Below are 23862 nucleotides of genomic sequence, written 5' to 3' on the forward strand. Positions count from 1 at the left end.
GTCATGCGTCGCCCTGCGGCGCGGACAGCACCCGGCGCAGATCGGCGCGGACCTCGGGCGTGAGCACGTGTCCGGCCTTGCGGACGAACTGGGTCATCTCGTAGCCGACGACCTTCATGTCGCACCCGGCCGCGGTGAGCACCGCGAAGCCGGCGCCCGAGCCGATCCCCATGAACAGGAAGTAGCCGTGGCTCATCCTGATCATGATCTGCTCGCAGGAGCCCTTGTCGAACAGGGCGGCGCTGTTGTGCGACAGGCTGAGCAGGCCGCTGGCGATCGCCGCGAGCTGCTCGGCCGCCTGGGTGTCGACGGTGCTCGACGCGGTCAGCGGGAACCCGTCCGACGACATGATCAACGCGTGCGTGACGCCGTGGACGCGGCCGACGAACTCGTTGACGAGCCACGCGAACTCCTCCTGGGAGGAGGTCATCTCCGCGTTCACCTCGTGTCCCCGTCCTCGGTCGGAGCGTCCTGGGCCGGGGCGTCCGGAGTGGGGGCGCCCGGGGTGGGAGCGTCCGGGTCGTCCTGGGCCCTGGCGGCCGCCTCGCCGTCGGTGAAGCCGTCGAGGTCGGCCAGGAACTGATCGGCGCCGGCGAGGTCGACGCCGTCGCCGGCCGGGGCCGGGACGACGTCCGGGGTGTCGGGCTTGATGCTGCGCGACACCCGGCGCGGGAGACCGCTGTCCGTGGTCCCGTCGATGGCGGGCGACGACGGCAGCGTCGGCTTCGGCGGGGCGGTCTCCTTCGGCGGGGCGGTGGCCTTCGGCCGGGCCGTGGGCTCCGGCGCGAGCCGTGGCGTCGGAGCGGTGGCCGAGCGGCGCGGCAGCTCGGCCGCCGCCCCGCCGGCACCCGCGGAGACCCCGTTGACGCCGGCGAGCACCGGGACGTCCTCCTCGGGCACCTGCGCGCCGCGGCGGGCGGGGACCGTGGCCCGGCCGGACCAGGTGTCCTCGGGCAGGTCGGTGATCAGCGACGGCGGGACGACGACGCCGGCCGTCGTGCCACGCGGGACCCGGTGGTCGAGCGAGACCCCCAGGCCGTGCCGCTCGGCGAGCCGGCGGACCACGGCGAGTCCCATGTGGCGCACCGCGGCGTCGTCCAGCGGCTGGTCGCTGGTGAGCCGGGTGTTCAGCTCGGCCAGGCGGTCGGCCGGGAGGCCGATGCCGTCGTCCTCGATCCGGATCAGCACGCTGCCGCGCTCGGTGAGGTGCGCGCTGACCCGCACGTCCGAGCCCGGCGGCGAGTGCGCGGCCGCGTTGTCCAGCAGCTCGGCGAGCACCCGGCTCAGGTCGTTGGCGCCGAACCCCGCGACGCCCAGCGGCACCATGTGCCCGATGCCGACCTTGGCGTACTGGTCGATCGAGGACATCGCACCGCGCACGGTGTCGAGCACCGAGATGGTGGTGCCGCCGTCCTCGTCGGCGTCGCGGTCGGCGAGGACGCGCAGGTTCTCGGCGTTGCGCCGGAGCCGCGCCGCGAGGTGGTCGAGCCGGTAGAGCTGGGAGAGCCGCGCGCTGTCCTCCTCGCCGCGCTCCATCGCCTCCAGGTCGGACAGCAGCGTGTCGATCAGGTTGAGGTCCCGCAGCGCGATGCTCGCGCAGACCTCGACCAGTGCCCCGTCCGTCGCCGTGGTGACCGCGGGCGCGGCGGGAGCACTCGGGGCCGCCTCGATGGCCTTCGGCACCGCCCTGCGCTGCGGGTCCAGCAGGTCGGCCGCCACGACCCGTGAGCGGCCGAACATCACGCGTGATCGATCGAGGATCTCACGAGCACGGGCTCGTGACGCCATGCGATCCCACCTCCGTCGTTACCTTGTGTGCCGGATCGATCCATGATCGGTAGCGGCGCCATGGAAGCACGCCCCGTCGGAGGTGTCGACCGACCGGAATCCGCGTCCGAAGTCGACGGAGTGCAACCGGTCTCGCACGGCCGGTGACGCGTTCGTGGAGGTCGCGCCACCGCGGCCCGTGACGAGCAGGCTCCCCCAAGGTGTGCACAGCGTGATTTCGGGCTGTCACCAGGGGTCACGAGCGCGTCGTCCCGTGCGCCGACCGGCCGATCAGCGTCGACCAGCGGTCGTAGACGGACATCCGCCCGCCATTCACCGGAACGCGAACGGCCCGCATCCGGGTGCGGATGCGGGCCGTCGCGAGGAGGGGCGCTACAGCGTCGCGCGCAGGTGCTCGGCGATGTCGGAGATCTGACCGAGGACGCCGTTGACGTAGCGCGGCGAGTCGTCGGTCGAGAGCATCCGGGCCAGCTCGACGGCCTCGGTGATGGCCACCGGGTCGTCGACGTCGTCGATCCACAGCAGTTCGTAGACCCCGATCCGGAGCACGCCACGGTCCACGGCGGGCATCCGGTCGACGCTCCAGCCCTCAGCGTGCTCGGCGATCAGCTGGTCGATCCGTCCGAGGTGGGTCGCGACACCCTCGACCAGCCGGGCGGCGTACTCCTGCACCGGCGGTGCGTCGTCGGTCTCGCGACGCGCGGTGAGCACCGTCAGGGGTGCCTCGCCGCGCGCCTCGGACTCGAACAGGATGTCCAGGGCCCGCTTACGGGCCTTGGTGCGGGCTCGCACGTTCTCGCCGGTCCCTCTAGTTGACGCGGCCGAGGTACCGGCCGTCGCGGGTGTCGACCTTGACCTTGGTGCCGGACTCGAGGAACAGCGGCACCTGGATCTCGGCGCCGGTCTCCACGGTGGCCGGCTTGGTGCCGCCGGTGGAGCGGTCGCCCTGCAGGCCCGGGTCGGTGTGCGAGATGACCAGCTCGACCGAGGTCGGGAGCTCGATGAACAGCGGCTCGCCCTCGTGCAGCGACACCTGGGCGGAGGCGTTCTCCAGCAGGTACTTCGCCGCGTCGCCGACGGCCGCCTCGGAGATCGGGATCTGCTCGTAGGTGTCGCCGTCCATGAACACGAAGTCGGCGCCGTCGCGGTACAGGTAGGTCATGTCGCGCCGGTCGACGGTCGCGGTCTCGACCTTGGTGCCGGCGTTGAAGGTCTTGTCGACGACCTTGCCGGACATGACGTTCTTCAGGGTGGTGCGTACGAAGGCGCCGCCCTTGCCCGGCTTGACGTGCTGGAACGACGTCACCGACCACAGCTGGCCGTCCAGGTTCAGCACCAGGCCGTTCTTCAGGTCGTTCGTGGTCGCCACGTGCGCGCTCTCCGATCGGGTGTCGCTGACGGTTCGTCTCTCGCTCGCCCCACCCGCCGGTCCGGCAGCACCCGCGCCCCGGGGGCGGGTGGCACGGACGGATCGCCGGCGGGGCACACGCACCCGCCGCGGGAGCGGTGCGCAGGTCCGGCGACCAGGGTACCGGGCGGGCCCGCCGGATCCGGTCCCGGGCCGTTCACGTGCCAGGATGACCGCGACGGGCGCGAGAGATCTTCTGGGGTGTGGATGACCGTGCGGGTGCTGGTGGCCGACGACCAGGCCGTCGTCCGGGCGGGCCTGCGGACCGTGCTGGCCGCGGCGCCGGACATCGAGGTCGTCGGCGAGGCGTCCGACGGGGCCGCGGCGGCCGAGCTCGCGGAGACGCTGCGCCCGGACGTGGTGCTGATGGACGTCCGGATGCCCGGCACCGACGGCATCGAGGGCACCCGCCGGATCCGCGCGCTGCGCGAGCCGGGGATCCGGGTGCTGGTGGTGACGACGTTCGACCTGGACCGGCACGTCTACGACGCGCTGCGGGCCGGGGCCTCGGGGTTCGTGCTCAAGGACGTCGAGCCGGAGGACCTGCAGGTCGCGGTGCGCACGGTGCACGCCGGCCACGAGCTGTTCGCGCCGTCGGTGACCCGGCGGCTGGTCGGGTCGTTCGTGCCGGCCGACCCCGCCCCGGACGCCGGGCCCGCCGGGTCGCTGACCGAGCGCGAGCGGCAGGTGCTGGGGCTGGTCGCGTCGGGCCTGTCGAACGCCGAGATCGCCGACCGGCTCGTGCTCGGCGGCACGACGGTGAAGACCCACGTGTCGAACCTGCTGACCAAGCTGGACCTGCGCGACCGGGTGCAGCTGGTGGTATTCGCCTACGAGCACGGGTTGGTGGGGGCGGGCCCGTGACACTGCTCGGTGGGGCGGGCCCGTGACACCGGGCGGGCCGCGCCCGCTGCCCGGGAGCCGGGCGGGAGACCTCGCGCTGGCCGCACTGGCACTCCTGCTCGTCGCGCAGGAGACGATGGGGACGGTCCTCGGGATCGTCCCCGCCGCCGGCGGCCTGCTGTCCGGGCCGGCAGCGGTGCTGCTCGCCGTGCTGCTGACCCTCGCGATGTCGGCGACGATGCTCGTCCGCCGCCACCGGCCGCTGACCACCTACCTCGGGTTCGCCGCGCTGGCGTCGGTCTCGCTGGCCACCCTCACGTCGATCGCGGCGCTGGTGTGGCCGATCCTGGCGTTCTCGGTCGCGCGGGCCCCGCGACGCGGCACGGCTGCGGCGGTCGCCTGGGTCGCGGGCCCGTACCTGGTCGCGATGCTCGCGGCCGTCGCGCTGCGGTCGCCGGAGCCGGGCGGGCTCGCGGACCGGACCGGGCTCGTCGCCGGCGTCTCGCTCATGGTCGTGCCGCTGCTGGTGATCGCCACCGTGGCCGGGCGGTGGAGCCGGACCGCGGCGCTGCGCGCCGATCGGGAACGTGCCGAGACCGACCGGCTGCGGCGGGCCGCCGCGCTGGACTCCGAGCGCGCCCGGATCGCCGAGGAGATCGGCGGCGGCGTGCTCGCCGAGCTGCGCCGGCTGGTCCGGCAGGCCGGCCGGCTCGGTCCCGGCGACGGCGCCGAACCGGAGCTGCGCGCCGTCCGCGACCTGGCCCGGTCCGTGCTGGCCGCCATGCGCCGCGTCCTCGGTGTCCTGCGTGCCCCCTCGGACGACGGCCCGCCCGACGCCCGGCCCGCTCCCCCGCCCGCTCCGCGGGAGCGCCGGCGGGCCGGGACACCACCGCTCCCCGACCGGGCCGGGGTGGCCGCGCTGGCCGCGTTCGGCGTCCCGGGCCTGTTGTTCGGGCTGTTGTTCGCGCGGGTGCCCCGGGTCGGCACCGGCCAGCCGCTCATCGACGGGTTCCTCGACCTGCTGCGGCTGCCGTTCGGTGCACCGGTGGCGATGGTCGTGGTCGCCGTGCAGTTCGCGCTCATCGCCTGGTGGCGGACCGCGCCGCTGACCGCGCTGGTCCTCGCCGGTGCGGGATCGTTCGTGGCCGGCGGGCTCGACGCGTCGAACATGTTCGCCGAGGCCGGCTGGACGTTGCTGGTGTGGGGCGCGGCGACCCGGGCACCGGTGCGGTGGTCCGCGATCGCCGTCGTCGTCTCGACCGGCGCCGTGGCCCTCGGCGGTACCCTGCACGGGGCGTGGGCGCAGCTCGGCCAGCCGGCGCCGCTGGTCGCGCTGTCGTTCCTCGCCGTCGTCCCGCTGTGGGCGGCCGGTGTCGCGGTCCGCCGGCACCGCCTCGACACCGACGCCCGTCGTCGGGCACTCGCCGAGGCCGGCGACCGGGACGCGCTGGCCCGCGAACGGCTGCGGGTGGCCCGCGAGCTGCACGACGTCGTCGCCCACCACGTCTCCGCGATCGCCGTGCAGGCCGGCGCGGCCCGGCTGGCGGCCGATCCGGCCCAGCGGGCCGAGGCGCTCGCCCACATCGTCGAGGCTGCCCGCCGCGTCGACGAGGCGCTGCCCGAGCTGGCGGCGCTGACCCCGGACACGCGCGGCGCCGACCTGTCTCCCGCCGCCGTCGACGCCCTGGTCGCCCCGTCGCGGACCGCCGGGCTCCCGGTGGTGTCCGATGTGGTCGGTGCGCGGCCGGACCGGCCCGGCGAGGCCGACCTGTTCGCGGGCCGGATCGTCACCGAGGCCCTCACCAACACCCTGCGGCACGCCGGGCCCACCCCGACCCGGGTGCGGGTCGAGCACCGCGCCGACGACGTCGTCGTCGAGATCACCGACGACGGTCCGGTCACCGGGCACCTCCCGGACGGCGCCGGGTCCGGGCTCGGCCTTGTCGGGATGGGCGAGCGGGTCGCGCTGCTCGGCGGCGATCTGCACGCCGGCCCCGGTGACGGGCACGGCTGGACGGTGCGGGCGGTGCTGCCGCGCAGCCCGCTCGTCCGCGCGGACGAGGGCCCCTCGGCGGCCATCTCGTCCTCCGTGCCGATCCGGGAGACCCCGCACGTTCCCTAATGTCGGACACCGCCGACGAAAGGGGCACGCGATGAGCGCAGGACCGATCACCCGAGCAGCCCCGCCGGCGGTCGCGGCGGGCGGCAGGACGCTGGAGATCGACGCCCTGACCAAGCGGTACGGCTCGACCGTCGCGCTCGACGGCGTCTCGTTCGACGTGCGGCCCGGCGAGATCTTCGGGTTCGTCGGCTCCAACGGCGCCGGGAAGTCGACCACCATGCGGATCGCGCTGGGGGTGCTCGCCGCGGACTCCGGCGAGGTGCGGCTCGGCGGGCGGCCGGTGGACCTCGACGTCCGCCGCACCATCGGCTACATGCCCGAGGAACGCGGGCTGTATCCCAGGATGAAGGTCGGCGACCAGCTCACCTATCTCGCCGAGCTGCACGGCGTCGGCCGCGCCGACGCCCGTCGCGCGGTGTCCCGCTGGACCGGGCGGCTCGGTGTGGAGGCCCGGCTCGGCGACACCGTCGACGCGCTGAGCCTGGGCAACCAGCAGCGCGTGCAGCTCGCGGCGGCACTGGTGCACGACCCGGCCGTGCTCGTGCTGGACGAGCCGTTCTCCGGGCTGGACCCGGTCGCCGTCGACGTGATGAGCGAGGTGCTCCGCGAGAAGGCCCGCGCCGGGGTGCCGGTGCTGTTCTCCAGCCACCAGCTGGACCTGGTGCAACGGCTGTGCGACCGCGTCGGGATCATCGTGGCCGGCCGGATGCGTGCCGTCGGCACCGTCGGCGAGGTGCGCCGCAGCGGCGGAACCCGGCTCGAGGTGCACGCCCCGGCCGCCGCACCCGGCTGGGCCTCGCACCTGCCCGGCGTCGAGGTGGTCGGCCACGAGGGCGGGCGGACGCTGCTCTCGCTCGACGACGGCGCCGACGACCAGCGGGTGCTGGCGGCCGCGCTGGCCACCGGGCCGGTCCACGGGTTCACCGTCACCACCCCGTCGCTGACCGATCTGTACCGGGAGGTCGTCGCATGAGTGACTCCATCCGCACGACGCTGCCCGCGCACCGCGCGGTCGCCCTGGTCGCGCGTCGCGAGTTCCGCGTCCAGGTCGTGAAGAAGAGCTTCTGGATCAGCAACGCGATCATGCTGCTGGTGATCGCCGGCGGGATGGTCGCCTTCTCGGTCTTCGGCGGTTCCGGTGACGACCGGCCGACCGTCGGGGTCGCCGGGAACGCGGCGCTGGCGACCGCGGTGACCACCGCGGGGGACCGGCTCGGCCTGCCCCTCGACGTCCGGCCGCTGGACTCGCCGCAGGCGGGCCGCGACGCCGTGGCGGCCGGCGACCTCGACATCGCGCTGACCCCGGACGGCGCCGGCGGGGCGGTCGCCGTCGTCGACTCCGAGGTCCGGCCCGCGATCGGCGCGGTGCTCGACGCGGCGCTGGCCGACCGGGCCACCGCGACCGCGCTGAGCGGGCTGGGTGTCGACCCGGCCGAGCTGGCCGCCACCACCGCTCCGGCGACGCTCACCGTGGACGCGCTCGACCCCGCCGACCCGGAGGCCGCCCAGCGGACCGCGATCTCGTTCGTCGTGCTCGTGGTGATGTTCATGCAGATCATGGGCTTCGGGCTGGCCGTGGCGATGGGGGTGATCGAGGAGAAGTCCAGCCGGGTCGTGGAGCTGCTGCTGGCGACGATCCGGCCGCTGCACCTGCTGCTGGGCAAGGTCCTCGGCCTCGGCGCGGTCGGCCTGGTGCAGCTCGGGCTCTACGGCGTCGTCGGCATCACCGCGGGTACCGCGACCGGGCTGCTGACGGTGACCGGGACCGCGGTGGGCGTCTTCGGCGCCGCGCTGGGCTGGTTCGTGCTGGGCTACGCCTTCTTCGCGGTCCTCTACGCGGCCGCCGGGTCGATGGTGTCCCGGCAGGAGGACATGAACTCGACCACCGGGCCGCTGATGATGCTGCTGTTCGCGATGTACGGCATCGCGTTCTGGTACATCGGCTCGCCGGACAACACCGTCGTGAACGTCCTGGCCTGGATCCCGCCGTTCCCGGCGATGCTGATGCCGTTGAAGATCGCCGACGGCAGCGCGACGCTGGTCCAGATCGGCGGCACGGTCGTGCTGATGCTGCTCGCGGTCGCGGTGCTCGCCCGGATCGGGGCGCGGATCTACGAGCGGTCGGTGCTGCGGATCGGCGCGACCGTGCCGTGGCGCGAGGTGCTCGGGCGCCGCTGAGTCCGGCCACGCAGGTGTCCCGGGCCGGGACGTCGTCACACCTCGACGAGCTCCCGCGGGAGCGTCGTCAGCGCGACGGCCGGGCGGCCCGGCTCCACGTGCAGGACGTCCTCGATCCGGACCCCGCCCCGGCCACCCAGGTAGACCCCCGGCTCGACGGTGACGACCTGCCCGGCCGCGACGGCGCCGGTCCCGGTCCGGGACAGCCACGGCGGCTCGTGCACGGCCAGGCCGATGCCGTGTCCGAGGCCGTGCGGGAACTCCTCCTCGCCGTACCCCGCGTCGCTGATCAGATCGCGGGCTGCGGAGTCCACATCGGTCACCGTCGCGCCGTCGGCGAGCGCCGCCCGGCCGGCCGCGGCGGCGGCGTCGACCAGCGCGTGCAGGTCCCGCTGCCAGTCCGCCGCCGGACCGAGGCAGAACGTGCGCGTGGTGTCGGAGTGGTAGCCGTCCAGCGCCGCCCCGAAGTCGATCTTCACGAGGTCGCCGCGGCGCAGCTCGGCGTCGGTCGGCCGGTGGTGCGGCACCGCCGAGTGCGCTCCGGCGGCGAGGATCGTCTCGAACGCCGGGCCGCGCGCACCGAGACGGCGCATCCGGTCCTCCAGATCCAGCGCGACCTCCCGCTCGGTCCGTCCCGGACGCAGCCCGCCGGCGTCGAGGAGCTCGCGCAGCGCGGTGTCGGCGAGCGCGCAGGCAGCGCGGATCGCGGCCACCTCCCCGTCGTCCTTCACCGCACGCAGCCGGCCGACCAGCCCGGGCGCGCGGCGCAGGCGCCGGCCGGGGACGGCGTCGCGGACCGCGGCGAGACCGTCCACGGTGATCGTGTCCGACGGGTAGCCCAGCGTCGCACCGGCCGGGACGGACGCGCCGGCGGCCGGTGCGCTCGGCCGCTCGACCAGCAGCTCCAGGTCCGGGGCCTGCTCGCCGGCCTGGAGGCGGTAGCGGCCGTCGGTGCACAGCACGTCGGCCGTCGGGTCGGCGCCGATCACGACAGCGGCGTTGGAGCCGGTGAACCCGGTGAGGTAGCGGACGTCGAGCAGGTCGGTGACCAGCAACGCGTCCAGTCCGGCGGCGGTGAGCAGGGGGCGCAGGCGGTCGCGACGTTCGGGGTGGGGCACGCGCGCGACCCTATGCCTCTAGGGTCGCGGCATGGGCCTGTACTTCCGCCAGCTGCTCTCCGGGCAGGACTACGCCGCCGGGGACCCGGTCGCGACCCAGATGGTCAACTTCTCGTACCTGATCGGGGACACCGAGAGCCGCGAGGCGGTCGTCGTCGACCCGGCCTACTCCCCCGGCGAGCTGCTGGCCGCCCTCGACGCCGACGGCATGCGGCTCACCGGCGTGCTCGCCACCCACCACCACCCCGACCACGTCGGTGGCTCGATGATGGGGTTCGACCTGGTCGGCGTCGCGGACCTGATCGGGTCGCACCCGGTGCCGATCCACGTGCAGCGCGCCGAGGCCGACTACGTGACCCGGGTGACCGGGCTGTCGGCGACCGACCTGACCCCGCACGACCACGACGACGTCGTCGAGGTCGGTGCGGTGCGGATCCGGCTGCTGCACACCCCCGGCCACACCCCGGGCAGCCAGTGCTTCCTGGTGCCGGACCCGGACGGCGACAAGCTCGTCGCCGGGGACACGCTGTTCCTGCAGGGCTGCGGGCGCACCGACTTCCCCGGCGGCGACGCGACGCAGATGTACCACTCGCTGCAGCAGCTCGCGTCGCTGCAGGGCGACCCGACCGTCTACCCCGGACACCGCTACTCGAAGGCGCCGAGCGCCCCGCTGTCGGACGTGCGGCAGTCCAACGCGGTCTACCGGGTGGGCTCGGCCGAGCAGTTCGTCTCGGCGTTCGGCAGCTGAGCCGCGCTGTCCCCCTCCAGCCGGTCCACGTCCGGGAGGTCGGCGGTGAAGGCGTGCGCGATCAGCCAGGACGGGAACGACGTGATCCGCGCGTCGATCACCAGCGGCCGGCTGCGGTCACCGTCCACCCAGGACCGGACTCCCGTGAGGTCGTCGGCGGTCCGGACGGAGAGGGCGCCGCAACCGTAGCCGCGGGCCACGGCAGCAATGTCGGTCTCCGGGAACTCGACGATCCGGGTCGGATGGCCCTCCGGTCCGAAGTGGTGCACCTCCGCGCCGTAGGCGTGATCGTTGTAGACGATCACCACCAGCGGTACCCGGTGCCGTACCGCGGTGTCCAGCTCGACCGCGCTCATCATGAAGCCGCCGTCGCCGATCCCGGCGACCGCGACCCGTCCCGGCGACGCCATGCCGGCGCCGATCGCGGTGGCCAGTGACAGGCCGATCGAGGAGAACGACAGGGTGAGGCAGAAGCCGCGCTCGTCGGGGACGTCGAGGAACATCGCCGGGTAGCCGTTGAAGTTCCCGCCGTCGGGGGCGACGACGCGCTCGGCGGGGAGCAGGTCGTCCAACGCGACGGTCAGCGTCCGCGGGTCGATCAGCTCGGCGGTGCCCGTGTCGTCGTAGGGGACGTCCCGCCAGCGCACCCGGCGGGCGATCTCCGCCCGCAGTTCCGGAGTGCGCCGCGCCGGGGCGGTCCGCGGTCGCTCGGCGAGCGCGGCGTCCACCGCCTCGGCGGTGACGGCGGCGTCGCCGACGACGCCGAGGTCGATCCGGGTGTGGGTGCCCGGCGCCGCACCGTCCACGTCGACCTGGACGACGGTTGCGGACGGGTCGATCAGCTCACCGTTTCGGGTGGTCCACACGTTCAGCGAGGCGCCCCACGCGACGACCAGGTCGGCGTCGCGCACCAGCTCGGCGGTGAGCGGGGAGGCGAAGCCGCCGGAGACGTCGATCGACCACGGGTTCCCGGCGAACAGGCCCCGGGCCGGGGCCGAGGTGGCGAGCAGCGCCTCGCTTCGCTCGGCGAGCGCGGCCAGGGCCGCCCCGGCGTGGCGGGCTCCGCGGCCGGCCACGAACACGGGCCGCCGGGCGGTGCGCAGCAGCCCGGCCAGCCGCTCGACGGCCTCGGGCGCCGGCCGCGCCGGCTCCGGTGCCGGTGGGAGGACCGGTCCCGGATCCCCGGGGTCCGGGGCCTCCTGGACGTCGAGGGGCAGGTTGAGCACCACCGTGCGCCGCTCGGTGCGTGCCGTCCACAGTGCCCGGAGCGCCTCGCGCACCGCGGTCCGCGGCGAGGTCGCGGTCCGCGAGACGATGCCGAGGCCGGCGAGCACGGCGGGCTGGTCGACGTGGAAGTTCGAGAGCGTGTCGCCGGTCGCCGTGTCCGCGGCGAGCACCAGCAGCGAGGTACGGCTCTTCGCCGCCTCGGTGATCCCGGTGAGTGCGTTGGTCAGCCCGCAGCCCTGGTGCACCGAGACCGCGGCGATCCCCCCGCTGGTCCGCGACCAGGCGTCGGCCATCGTCGCGGCGCCCATCTCGTGCCGGGTGGCCACGAACGGCACGCCGGCACCGGCGAGCGCGTTCGTGACGTGGAAGTTCCCGCTGCCGACGACGCCGAAGACCCGGCCGACCCCCGCCGCGGCCAGCGCGCGCCCCACCGCCTCGGCGACCCTCGCACCGTCCTGGTGGGCGCTCATCCGCAGATCAGCTCGTCGGCGGTGGGCGCGGTGTCCACGATCCCGTACTGCTGCATGAAGCTCATCTGCTCGTCGATCGCGGCGCGGTCCAGCTCGGACGTGAACACCGGCAGGCGCATCCGCTCGGCGATCTCGGCGGGGATCTGGGTGTAGGTCGGGATGATCTGCCGGACCGCGTCGGGGTTGTCCCGGGCGTGTTCGAGCGAGCGGTTCATCGCACGGGTGAACCGCTCGACGAGCTCGGGGTCGCCCTCCACGAACTGCCGGCTCGCGGCGTAGGCGCCGTTCGGGTACTCGGGCGCCAGCGTGGACTGCGGTGCGAACACCACCTCGCCGCCCTGGTCGAGGACGGTGGTGACGAACGGCTCGGCGGTGTAACCGGCGACGATGCGGTCGGCGGCGATCGCCGCCGGCACCTCGGGGAAGGGCACCTCGATGAACTCCACCGAGCCCGGCGGGACACCCTCCCGGTCCAGCGCGGCGGTGATCAGCACCTCGGCGACCCCGCCGAGCGCGTTGATGCCGATCGCGTTGCCGGCCAGGTCCTGAGGGGAGTCGATCGTGTTGCCCGGACCGGCCACCATCACCTGCCAGTCGTCCTCGGCGGTGGTGCCGGTGGCGTCGCTGGCGGTGACCACGCAGACCGGGACGTTCCGCCCGGCGGCGACCCCGGCCGAGATGTAGCCGACGAAGCCGACGTCGTAGTCACCGGAGACCAGGCCGGTGACGATCTCGTTGCCCCCCTGCAGCACGGTCGGTTCGATCTCGAGGCCCTCCTCGGCGAAGAACCCCTCCTGCATGCCCAGGTACATGCCGGCGGCGTTGGCGATGGGCAGGGTGCCCACCGCGAGCGTGGTCGGGCCGCCGTCGTCGGCCGCACCGCCACCCCCTCCGCACCCGGTCGCGACGAGCGCGCTCGCCGCGGCCAGCGCGACGAGACCGCGCAGGCGGAAGCCGTTCGGACGTCGTCGTCCCATGATGGTCTCCTTGCTGTTCAGGGCGAGGTCGGGCTCGGGGCCTCGGGGCGCTTGATCGACCTCCAGACGTATCCCCGCAGGTGGGCGAACTCGGGGAGCTCCTTGGTCGCGACCTGGTCGCGGGGATCGGGCAGCCCGACGTCGACGATCTCGGCGACGGTGGTCGGCGACGGGCTGAGGATCACGACCCGGTCGCTGAGGTAGACGGCCTCGTCGATGTCGTGGGTGACGAGCACGACGGTGATCCCGTAGCGGGTGCGCAGTTCCAGGACGAGGTCCTCGAGGTCGGCGCGGGTCTGCGCGTCGACCGAGGCGAACGGCTCGTCCATCAGCAGGATCTCCGGCTGGTAGGCCAGCGCCCGGGCGATCGCGACCCGCTGCTGCATGCCGCCGGAGAGCTGCCACGGGTACTTCTTCCCGACGCCGTCCAGACCGACCGAGGTCAGGGTCTCGTCGACCAGCGTCGCCAGCTCTCGCGTGCCGGGCCGGCGGTGCCGGAGCGGGAACTCGACGTTCTGCTCGACGGTCATCCACGGGTAGAGCGAGCGGGAGTAGTCCTGGAAGACCAGGGCCATCTTCTCCGGCGGCTCCTCGACCGGCTCCCCGTCGAGGACGACGGTCCCGGACGTCGGCGGCAGCAGTCCCGCGAGGCACTTGAGCACGGTCGTCTTGCCGGCCCCGGACGGGCCGACGATGGTGACCAGCTCGCGTTCGGTGACCTCGAAGGTGACGTCGCCGACCGCCTCGAACGCGGTCCGGGTGCCCTCCCCGTAGATCTTGCGCAGGTTCTCCACGTACAGCATGGGTGCCTCCCGGTCAGGCGGATCCGGCACGGGCGCCGCGGTGCCACCGCAGCACCCGCCGCTCGACGAGCAGGAACAGGGCGTTGAGGACGTAACCGAGCAGCGCCAGGAGGAAGATCCCGGACCACATGTCGGTGATCGCGTAGGTGCGCTGGGACTGCAGGACGAAGTAGCCGATGCCGTCGGTGCTGGCCACCATCTCCGAGACCACCATCATGATCACCGCGATGGACAGGCTCACCCGGGCGCCGGCGAAGATCTGCGGTGCCGCCGAGGGCAGCACGATGCGCCGCAGCCGCTCGCCGGGCGGGATCCGGAAGCTGCGCGCGGTCTCCCGCAGGGTCGGGTCGACGCCGGCCACCCCGTCGATGGTGTTGAGCAGGACCGGCCAGAAACAGACGAACGCGATCAGCGCGACCTTCATGCCCGACCCGACACCGAGCACCAGGATCCCGGCCGGCAGCAGCACCGGTGGCGGGATGGCCCGCAGGAACTGCACGACCGGGTCGCACATCTTCCGGGCGGTGTCCGAGCTGCCCAGCGCGAGCCCGATCACGACCGCCGCGACGACGGCGAGCGAGTACCCGGCGAAGAGCCGGCTCAGGCTGGGGACCACGTCGCTGCCGACGCGGTCGAACAGCCAGATGTCGCCGAACGCCCGGACGATGTCGACCAGGGGCGGGAAGTAGAACGAGTCGCTGTCGGCCGATGCCAGGCCCCACAGCACCAGCACGGCGACCGGGACTGTGATCTCCAGCCCGAGCCCGGTGGCGCGGGCCGAACGGGTCGGGGCGGTCACCGGGCCTGCTCCCGGTGCGACGGGTGCCAGGCCAGCAGGCGGGCCTCGACGCGGGCCATCGCCGCGTTCAGCCCCCAGCCGATCAGCCCGGTCACGATGATCAGGCCGTACATCGTCTCCACGGCGGCGCTCTGCCGAGCGATGTTGATCTGCTGGCCGAGCCCGGGTGCGCCCAGCACGAGCTCGGCGGTGACCACCAGGATCAGCGCAACAGCGGCGGATATCCGCACTCCGGTCGCGACGTAGGGCAGCGCGCTGGGAAGGATCACCCGGCACAGCCGGGTCCGGGCCGGGACCTTGAACGAGCGGGCCGTCTCGGTGGCGACCGGATCGACGTCGCGCACTCCGTAGAGGGTCTGCAGCAGGATCGGCCACGTCGCGGCCCACGCGGCGAGGAAGACCTTGCTCTCCAGCCCGACGCCGAACACGAGTACCGCGAGCGGGATCAACGCCACCGAGGGGACGGGCCGCAGGAACTCGACGATCGAGCGGGTCGCCCTGAAGAGCAGGAACACCGAGCCGATGAGGATTCCCAACGGCAGCGCGACCAGCACGGCCAGGCCGAGGCCGAGCGCCCACCCCAGCAGGGTCTGCCCGACCGGGAGCCGGAGCGAGCCGTCGGAAACCATGCCGAGCAGCGCCACGAGCATCGATGACACCGGCGGAAGGAACCGGTCGTCGACCAGCCCGGCGCGCGGGACGAGCTCGAAGATCGCGAGCGCGACGGCGACGCCGCCGACGGGCAGCCATCGCCCCTGCGCCGTCCCGGAACGCGCCCGACCGCCACGGTCCCGCCCGGCCGCCCGCCCACCACGGTCGCGCCCGGCCGCCCGTGCGGCCGCGCGGTCCTCGGTCGTCCCCGGTGTGGTCGCGAGCCGGGATGGGGGTCGTGGCACGCTGCTCCCCTGCGCGTCGATGCGGCTGTGCCCCGCCCGGTCTGTCCGAGAAGGGGCCGGAACCGGACCCTATGGCGGCCCGGATGCCGGTTGCGCCGGTCGGATGACGGGTCACGAACGGCGAGACGTCGGCCGTCCGGACGCGACGGATGTCTCGGACACCGGCCGACTCGCCGGCCGGTCCGGTTGCGACCACCCCGTCCGGAACGTCGGTGCATGTCACCCGAACGTCGGGGGTACAGACCCTGGATCGCGCACGCGGTCCGGCGGACCATCGCTCCCCTGCCCGACCGGCGCACCGGTGCCGGTCGACGGGGAGGGAGATCGAGATGACCGTTCCGGGAGGGGATCAGGCCGCACGGGCTCGGGCCACGACGGCCGATCAGAGCACGGTCGGCACATGGGTCCGGGGCCTGGTGGCGCTACGCGGAGTGCTGCTGCTGGTGCTCGGCCTGGCGGTGCTGCTGACGCCGGGGATCGCGCTGCTGGCGCTGGTGTACGTCTTCGCCGCCTACGCCCTGGTAGACGGCGTGGCCGCGATCGTGCTCGGCGTGCGGCACCGCCACGAACGGCCGGGCTGGGGCTGGGCGATCGCGCAGGGCGTCATCTCGGTGCTCGCCGCGATCGCCGCGTTCGTGCTGCCGCTCGCCGCGGCCGTGGCGATCCTGTTCGTGATCGCCTTCTGGGCGATCGTCGCGGGCGTGGTCACCGCGATCTCGGCGAACGAGGTGCGCAAGCACGACGGCCCGTGGGGCTGGATCGCCACGAGGGCGGTGCTCGACATCGTGTTCGGTGTGGTGCTGCTGGTCTGGCCGGCGTCCGGGATCCTGGCGATCCTCTGGCTGATCGGCGGGTTCGCGGTGGTGACCGGGGTGGTGCTGCTCGTCCAGGCGTTCCGGTCGCAGCACCACCCCGCCGTCGGCTAGCCGCTGATCGCCGCGTAGGCCGTCTCGAGCAGTGCCGGGTCGGGGCCCTCCAGGCGCCCGGGCTTCGCCAGCCCGTCGAGCACCACGAACCGCAGGGTTCCGGCCCGGGACTTCTTGTCGCCGCGCATGGTCGCCGTCAGCTCACCGAGCACGCCGGGCTCGTAGGACGTCGGCAGCCCGACCCGCTCCAGCACCTCCCGGTGCAGGTCGGCGGTGGCGTCATCGAGCCGGCCGGCGGCGCGGGCGAGCTCGGCGGCGAACACCAGCCCGACCGCGACGGCATTGCCGTGCCGCCAGCGGTAGTCCTCGCGGCGCTCGATCGCGTGGCCGAGGGTGTGGCCGTAGTTGAGGATCTCCCGCAGGTGCGACTCGCGCAGGTCGGCGCCGACGACGTCGGCCTTGACCCGGATCGCCCGGCGCACCACCTCGCCGAGCACCGGACCGGCCGGGTCGAGCGCCGCGGCGGGGTCGGCGCGTACCCGGTCGAGGATGACCGGGTCGGCGATGAAGCCCGCCTTCCAGACCTCGGCGGACCCGGCGACGAGCTCCTCACGCGGCAGCGAGCGCAGCGTGTCCAGGTCGACCAGCACCGCCGCCGGCTCGTGGAACGCGCCGACGAGGTTCTTGCCGGCCGCGGTGTTGATCCCGGTCTTGCCCCCCACGGCGGCGTCGACCATCGCCAGCAGCGTGGTGGGGACGTGCACGACGCCGATCCCGCGCATCCAGGTCGCGGCGACGAACCCGGCGAGGTCGGTGACCGCTCCCCCGCCGAAGCCGACGACGAGGTCGGAGCGGGTCAGCCCGGCTGCCGCGCAGGCGTCCCAGCAGGCGGCGAGTGATCCGAGGGACTTGCCGGCCTCGGCGTCGGGGACCTGGTGGGTGAGAGCCGCCGTGCCTGCGGCGGCGAGCTCGGCGCGGGCGGCCTCGGCCCGGTCGGCCAGGGTCGGCGGGTGCAGCAGCAGCACCCGGCCGGCACCCGTCCCGGCGACGACCTCGGCGAGCCGGCCGGCCACGCCCGGGCCGACCAGCACCGGGTACGGGCGGTCGGCGTGCACGTCGATCCGGACGGCGCCGTCGGGCTCGACCACACCGGAGCCGTCCGGGGTGGAGCCGGCCATCGGGGCCCGCTCGCCCGGTGGCGTCCCGGGCTGCCGGCCGCGGCCGGCGTTCCCACCGGGGCCTGACCCGCCGCCGGTCACCGGGCCGGTCGCCATGAGGGCGCGACCGGTCCCGGACGGTCCGGACGCTGCGGGTTCGGTGGGCTCGGTGGAGGCATCCGATGTGCCGGTCGCCGCGTGCCCGGCACCGGTGCCGGACGCTCCGGCCGGGGCGCCGAAGCCGGGGGTGGGCAGCGCCGCGTCGTCGCGCTCCGTCGGACGGTCGTGCGGGTCCGACGCGTCGCGGGACGCCGTGGGCTCCTCGTCCCCGCCGAGCCCGAACGCGGCCAGCACCGCGGCGACGACCTGGTTCGGGCTGCGCCGGGCGGTCTGCACCTGCACCGTCGCGACCCCGGCGTAGAGCGGCGCGCGGTCGGCGAGCAGCGTGCGGAACGTGGCCCGCGGGTTCACCCCGGCCAGCAGCGGGCGCGCGGTGGACATACCGGTGCGGCGCATCCCGTCGGCCAGGTCGACGTCGAGCGCGACGACCCGGTGCTCGGCCAGCAGCTCGCGGGTGTCGGCACGCAGCACCGAGCCGCCGCCGAGGGCGAGCACGCCGTGCCCGGCGCGGAGCTGCTCGGCGACGACCTCGTACTCGAGCTCCCGGAACGCGGGCTCGCCGTCCTGGACGAACATCTCGGCGATCGGCTTGCCGATCCGCTCGACGATCGCGGCGTCGGTGTCGGCGAAGGCCAGACCGAGCCGCTGCGCGAGCAGCGTCCCGATCGTCGACTTGCCCGATCCGGGCGGGCCGACGAGCACCAGGAAGGGACGGCCCTCGGCGTCCGGACCCGGGGCGCTCACCGGTCCCCCGCCAGGTAGCCGGCGACGTTGCGCCGGGTCTCGGCCACCGAGTCGCCGCCGAACTTCTCCAGCGCGGCCCGGGCCAGCACCAGCGCGACCATGGTCTCGACCACGACCCCCGCTCTCGGCACGGCGCAGGCGTCGGAACGCTGGTGGATGGCGGTGGCCTTCTCACCGGTGACCGTGTCGATGGTGCGCAGCGCCCGGGGCACCGTCGAGATCGGCTTCATCGCGACCCGGACCCGGACCGGCTCGCCGTTGGTCATGCCGCCCTCGATGCCACCGGCCCGGTTGGTGAGCCGGCTGACGGGGACGGTGCCGGCCGGGCCCTCGTGCGGCTTCCCTGCCGGGACCATCTCGTCGTGCGCGACGCTGCCGCGGCGGTGCGCGGTGCGGAACCCGTCGCCGATCTCGACACCCTTCATCGCCTGGACGCCCATGAGGGCCGAGGCGAGCTGCGCGTCCAGGCGACGGTCGGCCTGCACGTAGGTCCCGACGCCGACCGGCATGCCGTAGGCGATCACCTCGATCACCCCGCCGAGGGTGTCCCCGTCCTCGTGCGCGGCGTCGATCTCGGCGGCCATCGCGGCGCCGGAGGCCTCGGTGAAGGCCCGGACCGGGTTCGCGTCGATGCGCTCCAGGTCGCCGGGGCCGGGCAGCGGCTCGTCGTCCGGGGCGTCGGCTCCGCCGATCGCGACGACGTGCGACACGATCTGCACGCCGAGGGCCTGGTCGAGGAACGCCTTGGCCACGGTGCCGAGCACGACGCGCGCCGCGGTCTCCCGGGCGGAGGCGCGCTCCAGGACCGGGCGGGCCTCGTCGAAGCCGTACTTGGTCATCCCGGCGAGGTCGGCGTGCCCGGGACGCGGCCGGGTCAGCGGCGCGTTGCGCGCGCGGTGCGCGATCAGCTCCGGGTCGACGGGATCGGCGGCCATCACCGTCTCCCACTTGGGCCACTCGGTGTTACCGATCCGGACGGCCACCGGGCCGCCCTGGGTGACCCCGTGCCGGACGCCGCCGATCACCTCGAGCTCGTCGGCCTCGAACGCCATCCGCGGGCTGCGGCCGTAGCCCAGCTTGCGGCGGGCCAGCTCGGCCTGCAGCTCCTTGGTGGTGATGCCGACACCGGCGACCATGCCCTCCAGCACGCCCACCAGCGCAGGGCCGTGGGACTCACCGGCGGTGATCCATCGCAACACGGAGTTCGTCCTCTCGCCCGCCGGTCCCGTCCCGCCGGGCCTGTCGTTCCGTCGGCGCGTCCCGCCCTCGTGGGGTCCGGACCACGCCTGAATAGGCATGTTCGGGTTGTCAACCCAGTCTCTCACTCACCGTCGCGCGGCCCGGATCAGGTCATGTCCCCGCACCCGCGACGACGACCACGAGCGCCGACCCCAGCAGCACCGGCCCGTGCGGGAGCCCGGTCCGCCACCCGGCCCGGCCCGACACGAGGGCCACCACCGCCACCACCGCCGAGAGCTGGACCACCAGCACCGCCGCCACCGGTAGCGACGCCCACGCCGGCCCGGTCACCGCGGCCCCGACCGCGCCGGCGAGCTTCACGTCACCGGCCCCCATCGCGACCGGCGACACCAGATGCACCACCGCGTACGCCCCGGCGAGCACCAGCGCCCCGCCGAGCCCACGCAGCACGGCGGCCTCCCCGGCCGGAACCAGTGCGAGCAGCACCAGGGGCAGGGCGGGCAGCGTCAGCGCGTTCGGCAGCCGCCGGCGGAGCAGGTCGGTCGCCGACCCCGCCACGGTGAGCCAGGACAGCACCGTGAGCAGCGCCGCCCACCGGACATCGACCAGGCTGCCGGCGACGCCGACCCCGAGCGCCGCCCAGAGCACACCGAGCCCGACCTCGCACCACGGCGGCTCGACCGGGGCTCCGCGGCGCAGGCGGACCAGCCACCGGCGCGTCAGCGCGCCGGCGAGGGCACCGGCCGCGCCGCACAACACCGCGGCCACGAGCGGAAGGGCGGCGCCGAGCGGGACGGCCGTGCCGAGCAGGGAGGCCGCGACCAGAGCAGCGGCGTCGCTGGCCCCGGCGGCGGGCGGGAGGAGCAGCAGGTCCACACCCCCGAGCCTGGCGCGCCCGGCCGCCGCCGCACCCACGATCTCGCGCCCTGTGGACAACTCCCCGCCGCACCGCCGACGAGTCGCCCCGCCCCGCAGCCGGCCCACCCGCCCGCCGACCGCTCGGGGGGGCACGTGGGAGTAGTTCGATCAACCGATGACGACCCTCATGTACCCCTCGCGGGCGGTCGACCCTCGCCACCGAGCCGTGCCGGGCCCGCCGAGCGGCTCACCGGGCACCATGGGCGCATGGGTTCCGGTGTGCCGCAGCGCGGGCGCGTGGCGACGACGGTCGTCCGCGCCGAGGTCGACCACGGCGTCGCCGAGCTCGTGCAGGACCCGGACCGCGCGCAGTCGTGGACGCTGCTGGTCGACGGCACGGCGCAGTCGCACGTCGACCTCGACGACCCCGAGCACCTGGAGTTCGAGTACGTCCGGCGGATCGCGCACGTCGCCGACCTGGCGGTGCCGCCCGCGGTCCCGCTGCGGGTGCTGCACCTCGGCGGTGGCGCGTGGACGCTGGCCCGCTACGTCGCCGCGACCCGGCCCGGGTCGGCGCAGACCGTCGTCGAGCTCGACGCCGCGCTGGCCGAGCTGGTCGCGCACCGGCTGCCCGGCCCCGGCGCGGACGACGGGCTGGAGGTCCTGACCGGTGAGGCGCGGGCGAGCCTGGCCCGGCTCCCGGCGGCGTCGGCCGACCTCGTCGTGCTGGACGTCTTCGCCGGCGCCCGCACCCCGGCCCAGGTCACCACGGCGGAGTTCGTCGCGCAGGTCCGGCGGGTACTCGCCCCGACCGGGATCTACCTGGCGAACCTCGGCGACGGCGCGCCGTGGCCCTTCCTGCCCGGCCAGGTCGCCACGTTCTCCGCCGCATTCGGCGAGCTCGCGCTGATCGCGGCCCCGGACGTGCTGCACGGGCGCCGGTTCGGCAACTGCGTCCTGGTCGGCTCGGACCGGGCACTGCCGATCCCCGGCCTCACCCGCCGGGCCGCCGCGGACCCGTTCCCGGCCCGGGTGCTCGACGACGACGACACCCGCGCGCTGGCGGGTGACGCCGCCGTCGTCACCGACGCCACGGCCGCACCGTCTCCGAGACCGCCGGCCGGCCTCTGGGGCCAGTAGTTCTCAGGCGATCGCGATCGACGGATCGACCAGCACCTTCATCTTCCGCCCGGCGTGCAGCGCCTCGAAGCCCTCGTCGACGACGTCGCGCATCGCGATCTTCTCCACCCACCCGGTGGTGTCGTAGTGCCCGCGGCTCATCAGCTCGATCACGGCCCGGTAGTCCTCGTGGGTGTAGCAGAGCGAGCCCTGGATCCGGGACTCGCCGAGCACCAGGTTGAGCAGCGGGGTCTCCAGCGGCGTCTCGTAGATCGCCACGCTGACCATCGGCCGGCCCGCGCCGAGCGCGTTCAGCGCGGTCGCGACGGCCGGGGCGACGCCGGCCGCGTCGTAGCAGGCGTCGGCGCCGCGGCCACCGGTCATGTCGTTCACCAGCGCGGGGACGTCGTCGGCGGTCGGGTCGAGGGTGGCCGCGCCGAGCCGCTCGATCGCCGCCCGCCGGGTCGCCGACGGCTCCACCACCTGCACGTTCTCCACGCCCATACCGCGCAGCGCGAACCACAGCCCGATGCCGATCGGTCCGGCGCCGAACACCAGCGCGGTCGAGCCAGGGTTCACGTCGCCGAGCTTGGCGGCGTGGTAGGCCACCGCCATCGGCTCGACCAGCGCGCCCATCTCCAGGGAGACCTCGTCGGGCAGCGCGTGCAGCATGTGCGAGGGCACGACGGTCCGCTCGGCCATGCCGCCGTCGGCCATGAGCCCGTGGAAGCCGATCTGCGCGCAGACGTTGTAGCGGCCCTCCCGGCACCGCGGGCAGACCCCGCAGGTGTAGAGCGGCATGACCGCGACCCGGTCGCCCACGGCGGCGTTCTCGACGCCGGCGCCGACCTCGGCGACGGTCCCGGAGAACTCGTGGCCGAGCGTCAGCGGGAGCTCGCGGCCGGTGAGCGGGTGCTTCTCCCCGTCCGGGATGAAGATCGGTCCGGCGTAGTACTCGTGCAGGTCCGACCCGCAGATACCGTTGAAGCCGACCTCCAGCCGCACCTCGCCCGGCCCGACCGGGCCCTCCGGCACGTCGGTGATGTCGAGGTCCTCGCGACCCCGGTAGACGACCGCACGCATGATCGAAATCCCTTCACCCGACGACGCTGTCCGGCTCCGGTGTACCCGCTGGACGTGACTCCGGTCACGCGTTGGACCGAGGTTGCATGCGGCAGAAGGTCAGAACGCCCCGGCGGCCCGCGCCTTGTCGACCTCGACGAGGTGCTCCTCGTAGGTGACCGAGAAGCAGGACGCACCCTCCGTGGTGCACCGCACGAAGAACAGCCACGGCCCCTCGGGCGGGGCCTCGGCGGCCGCCAGCGCGGTCGTCGACACCGACGCCACCGGCGTCGGGGGCAGCCCGGTGTTGAGGTAGGTGTTGTACGGCCCGGGGGTGCCGCGGGCCTCCGCGGTGGTGCGCAGCGCCTGGACGTCGAGCGGGTAGTTGACCGTCGAGTCCATCTCGAGCCGCTGGTTGATCGCGAGCCGGTTCTCGATCACCCGCGCGACCTGCGGCATGTCCTCGGCGAGGCCCTCCTTCTCCACGATGGAGGCCAGCACCAGCGTCCGGTAGGCGCCCTCGCCGGAGAGGCCGGCCTCGGCCAGGCGCGCCGACGAGATCTCCAGGACCTCGCGCAGCACCTGGTCGGGGTTCCCGACGGGGTCGATGTTGTACGGTCCGGGCGCGATCAGCCCCTCGAGCCGGCGTTCCGGGGTGGCGGCGCGGAAGCCGTCCGCGGCCCAGTCCGGCACGCCGATCGCCGCGGGGTCCGCCGCGGCCATGGCCTCGCGCAGCTGGTCGGGAGTGGTGCAGCGGGGCTCGTCGTCGGCCCGGCCCAGGCAGGTCGCCTCGGAGATCTGGGTGATCACGCCCGCGCTGACGTCGCCGTTCGGGGCGCGGGTGTCGTCGAGCTGGACGCCGCCGCGGACGTCCATGAACCCGACCCGCCGCTCCGGGTCGACCATCGCCTCGGCGGCCGACGAGCCCGACATCTCGGACCGGAGCTCGTAGAAGCCGGGCTGCACGCGTGCGATGTCCGGCTCCCCGGCGGCGGCGCCCACGAACGCGGAGCGCGACTTCACGACGCCCGCGGCGACCAGGGTGTCCCCGATCGCGCTGGTCGAGTCGCCCTGCTGGACCCGGACGACGACCGATCCGCTGCCCGTGCCGATGTAGTCGTCCGGGCCGAGCACGAACAGCGCCGAGGCCACCAGGACGGCTCCGGCGAGCAGCGCGGAGGCGAGCAGCGCCAGCCGGCGGCGGCGGAACTGCGCGGGCGTCGGACGGTGGCGGACGGGCCGGGCGGTCACCGGTGCGCTCACTCCCGGTCCCGTCCCGGGGACCGTCGGTTCTCGTCGTTCACACCGGTCCCGGTCACGACCCGAGGGTAGCCGCCGGGGCACACCCGCATGCGCGAC

The 23862-nt window shown here is 74.5% G+C and carries 22 protein-coding genes and 1 pseudogene; 7 read left to right on the forward strand and 16 right to left on the reverse strand.

The features are described from left to right. Position 1 precedes the first annotated feature (1 nt). The 4 genes from WIS52_RS04830 to efp all read right to left on the reverse strand — a co-directional run bounded on the left by WIS52_RS04830 (position 2) and on the right by efp (position 3157). Positions 2–430, reverse strand: coding sequence for a roadblock/LC7 domain-containing protein (locus WIS52_RS04830; RefSeq protein ID WP_349296882.1), 429 nt, complete (start codon positions 428–430; stop codon positions 2–4). Between the two features lie 8 nt (positions 431–438). After that, a complete protein-coding gene (locus WIS52_RS04835) occupies positions 439–1788 on the reverse strand; it encodes an ATP-binding protein (protein ID WP_349296883.1) in 1350 nt (449 codons plus the stop codon). A gap of 372 nt (positions 1789–2160) precedes the next feature. After that, on the reverse strand, positions 2161–2580 hold the full coding sequence (nusB, locus tag WIS52_RS04840) for a transcription antitermination factor NusB (RefSeq protein ID WP_349296884.1): 420 nt from the start codon (positions 2578–2580) through the stop codon (positions 2161–2163). 16 nt (positions 2581–2596) lie between these two features. Further along, positions 2597–3157, reverse strand: a complete 561-nt coding sequence (efp, locus tag WIS52_RS04845) for an elongation factor P (protein WP_349296885.1) — start codon at positions 3155–3157, stop codon at positions 2597–2599. A gap of 246 nt (positions 3158–3403) precedes the next feature. Here efp and WIS52_RS04850 point away from each other — a divergent pair, with 246 nt between their 5' ends. The 4 genes from WIS52_RS04850 to WIS52_RS04865 are packed head-to-tail and all read left to right on the forward strand — an operon-like array spanning position 3404 to position 8339. Then, on the forward strand, positions 3404–4060 hold the full coding sequence (locus WIS52_RS04850; RefSeq protein ID WP_349296886.1) for a response regulator transcription factor: 657 nt from the start codon (positions 3404–3406) through the stop codon (positions 4058–4060). 22 nt (positions 4061–4082) lie between these two features. Next, the gene (locus WIS52_RS04855) at positions 4083–6161 is read left to right on the forward strand and encodes a histidine kinase (RefSeq protein WP_349296887.1); all 2079 of its coding nucleotides are present in this window, start codon (positions 4083–4085) and stop codon (positions 6159–6161) included. Between the two features lie 31 nt (positions 6162–6192). Continuing rightward, a complete protein-coding gene (locus tag WIS52_RS04860) occupies positions 6193–7134 on the forward strand; it encodes an ABC transporter ATP-binding protein (protein ID WP_349296888.1) in 942 nt (313 codons plus the stop codon). Beyond that, complete coding sequence (locus tag WIS52_RS04865) at positions 7131–8339, forward strand: ABC transporter permease (RefSeq protein ID WP_349296889.1); 1209 nt, start codon at positions 7131–7133, stop codon at positions 8337–8339. Before WIS52_RS04860 ends, WIS52_RS04865 begins: the two co-directional genes overlap by 4 nt. 35 nt (positions 8340–8374) lie before the next feature. Here WIS52_RS04865 and WIS52_RS04870 read toward each other — a convergent pair whose 3' ends face one another. Then, entirely contained in the window at positions 8375–9457 is a 1083-nt protein-coding gene (locus WIS52_RS04870; RefSeq protein WP_349296890.1) for a M24 family metallopeptidase, read from the reverse strand. Between the two features lie 31 nt (positions 9458–9488). Between WIS52_RS04870 and WIS52_RS04875 the strand changes: the two genes are divergently transcribed. Beyond that, positions 9489–10205, forward strand: coding sequence for an MBL fold metallo-hydrolase (locus WIS52_RS04875; RefSeq protein WP_349296891.1), 717 nt, complete (start codon positions 9489–9491; stop codon positions 10203–10205). On the opposite strand, the gene WIS52_RS04880 is transcribed toward WIS52_RS04875, so the two are convergent. From WIS52_RS04880 to WIS52_RS04900, 5 genes are read right to left on the reverse strand one after another with little or no spacing between them, the layout of a single operon-like run. Next, a complete protein-coding gene (locus WIS52_RS04880) occupies positions 10157–11902 on the reverse strand; it encodes a thiamine pyrophosphate-binding protein (RefSeq protein ID WP_349296892.1) in 1746 nt (581 codons plus the stop codon). The two genes, WIS52_RS04875 and WIS52_RS04880, sit on opposite strands and share 49 nt — an antisense overlap. Next, positions 11899–12879 carry an ABC transporter substrate-binding protein gene (locus tag WIS52_RS04885; protein ID WP_349296893.1) on the reverse strand — a complete coding sequence of 327 codons (981 nt, stop codon included), beginning with the start codon at positions 12877–12879 and terminating at the stop codon, positions 11899–11901. The genes WIS52_RS04880 and WIS52_RS04885 overlap by 4 nt, the downstream gene beginning before the upstream one ends. Before the next feature lie 17 nt (positions 12880–12896). Beyond that, positions 12897–13682, reverse strand: a complete 786-nt coding sequence (locus WIS52_RS04890) for an ABC transporter ATP-binding protein (RefSeq protein WP_349296894.1) — start codon at positions 13680–13682, stop codon at positions 12897–12899. Between the two features lie 13 nt (positions 13683–13695). Further along, complete coding sequence (locus WIS52_RS04895; RefSeq protein ID WP_349296895.1) at positions 13696–14481, reverse strand: ABC transporter permease; 786 nt, start codon at positions 14479–14481, stop codon at positions 13696–13698. Continuing rightward, complete coding sequence (locus WIS52_RS04900) at positions 14478–15377, reverse strand: ABC transporter permease (protein ID WP_349296896.1); 900 nt, start codon at positions 15375–15377, stop codon at positions 14478–14480. Before WIS52_RS04900 ends, WIS52_RS04895 begins: the two co-directional genes overlap by 4 nt. Positions 15378–15706: 329 nt before the next feature. Between WIS52_RS04900 and WIS52_RS04905 the strand changes: the two genes are divergently transcribed. After that, entirely contained in the window at positions 15707–16303 is a 597-nt protein-coding gene (locus WIS52_RS04905) for an HdeD family acid-resistance protein (RefSeq protein ID WP_349296897.1), read from the forward strand. Here WIS52_RS04905 and aroB read toward each other — a convergent pair. The 4 genes and pseudogenes from aroB to WIS52_RS04925 form a co-directional block, all read right to left on the reverse strand. After that, positions 16300–17421: a 3-dehydroquinate synthase gene (gene aroB / locus WIS52_RS04910; protein WP_349297364.1), complete on the reverse strand. Its 1122-nt coding sequence runs from the start codon at positions 17419–17421 to the stop codon at positions 16300–16302. The two genes, WIS52_RS04905 and aroB, sit on opposite strands and share 4 nt — an antisense overlap. 336 nt (positions 17422–17757) lie before the next feature. Next, positions 17758–18264: pseudogene (locus tag WIS52_RS04915) on the reverse strand (shikimate kinase); the annotation flags it as partial. Next, positions 18261–19463, reverse strand: a complete 1203-nt coding sequence (gene aroC, locus WIS52_RS04920) for a chorismate synthase (RefSeq protein ID WP_349296898.1) — start codon at positions 19461–19463, stop codon at positions 18261–18263. The gene aroC and the pseudogene WIS52_RS04915, both read right to left, overlap by 4 nt. A gap of 151 nt (positions 19464–19614) precedes the next feature. Beyond that, positions 19615–20340, reverse strand: coding sequence for an A24 family peptidase (locus WIS52_RS04925; RefSeq protein ID WP_349296899.1), 726 nt, complete (start codon positions 20338–20340; stop codon positions 19615–19617). A gap of 249 nt (positions 20341–20589) precedes the next feature. Here WIS52_RS04925 and WIS52_RS04930 point away from each other — a divergent pair, with 249 nt between their 5' ends. After that, complete coding sequence (locus tag WIS52_RS04930; RefSeq protein WP_349296900.1) at positions 20590–21462, forward strand: spermidine synthase; 873 nt, start codon at positions 20590–20592, stop codon at positions 21460–21462. Positions 21463–21465: 3 nt separating this feature from the next. On the opposite strand, the gene WIS52_RS04935 is transcribed toward WIS52_RS04930, so the two are convergent. Further along, a complete protein-coding gene (locus WIS52_RS04935; RefSeq protein WP_349296901.1) occupies positions 21466–22524 on the reverse strand; it encodes a 2,3-butanediol dehydrogenase in 1059 nt (352 codons plus the stop codon). 99 nt (positions 22525–22623) lie between these two features. Beyond that, positions 22624–23766 (reverse strand): endolytic transglycosylase MltG, encoded by a 1143-nt coding sequence (locus tag WIS52_RS04940; protein WP_349296902.1) that lies wholly within the window; start codon positions 23764–23766, stop codon positions 22624–22626. Positions 23767–23862: the final 96 nt, after the last annotated feature.

The sequence above is a fragment of the Pseudonocardia nematodicida genome, assembly GCF_040105385.1.
Classification (GTDB): Bacteria; Actinomycetota; Actinomycetes; order Mycobacteriales; family Pseudonocardiaceae; genus Pseudonocardia; species Pseudonocardia nematodicida.

Coding starts and splice junctions, on each gene's coding strand:
- WIS52_RS04830 (WP_349296882.1), bottom strand. CDS start 430: ATGACCTCCTCCCAGGAGGAGTTCGCGTGGCTCGTCAACGAGTTCGTC.
- WIS52_RS04835 (WP_349296883.1), bottom strand. CDS start 1,788: ATGGCGTCACGAGCCCGTGCTCGTGAGATCCTCGATCGATCACGCGTG.
- WIS52_RS04850 (WP_349296886.1), top strand. CDS start 3,404: ATGACCGTGCGGGTGCTGGTGGCCGACGACCAGGCCGTCGTCCGGGCG.
- WIS52_RS04860 (WP_349296888.1), top strand. CDS start 6,193: ATGAGCGCAGGACCGATCACCCGAGCAGCCCCGCCGGCGGTCGCGGCG.
- WIS52_RS04865 (WP_349296889.1), top strand. CDS start 7,131: ATGAGTGACTCCATCCGCACGACGCTGCCCGCGCACCGCGCGGTCGCC.
- WIS52_RS04875 (WP_349296891.1), top strand. CDS start 9,489: ATGGGCCTGTACTTCCGCCAGCTGCTCTCCGGGCAGGACTACGCCGCC.
- WIS52_RS04880 (WP_349296892.1), bottom strand. CDS start 11,902: ATGAGCGCCCACCAGGACGGTGCGAGGGTCGCCGAGGCGGTGGGGCGC.
- WIS52_RS04885 (WP_349296893.1), bottom strand. CDS start 12,879: ATGGGACGACGACGTCCGAACGGCTTCCGCCTGCGCGGTCTCGTCGCG.
- WIS52_RS04890 (WP_349296894.1), bottom strand. CDS start 13,682: ATGCTGTACGTGGAGAACCTGCGCAAGATCTACGGGGAGGGCACCCGG.
- WIS52_RS04905 (WP_349296897.1), top strand. CDS start 15,707: ATGACCGTTCCGGGAGGGGATCAGGCCGCACGGGCTCGGGCCACGACG.
- aroB (WP_349297364.1), bottom strand. CDS start 17,421: ATGGCCGGCTCCACCCCGGACGGCTCCGGTGTGGTCGAGCCCGACGGC.
- WIS52_RS04930 (WP_349296900.1), top strand. CDS start 20,590: ATGGGTTCCGGTGTGCCGCAGCGCGGGCGCGTGGCGACGACGGTCGTC.
- WIS52_RS04935 (WP_349296901.1), bottom strand. CDS start 22,524: ATGCGTGCGGTCGTCTACCGGGGTCGCGAGGACCTCGACATCACCGAC.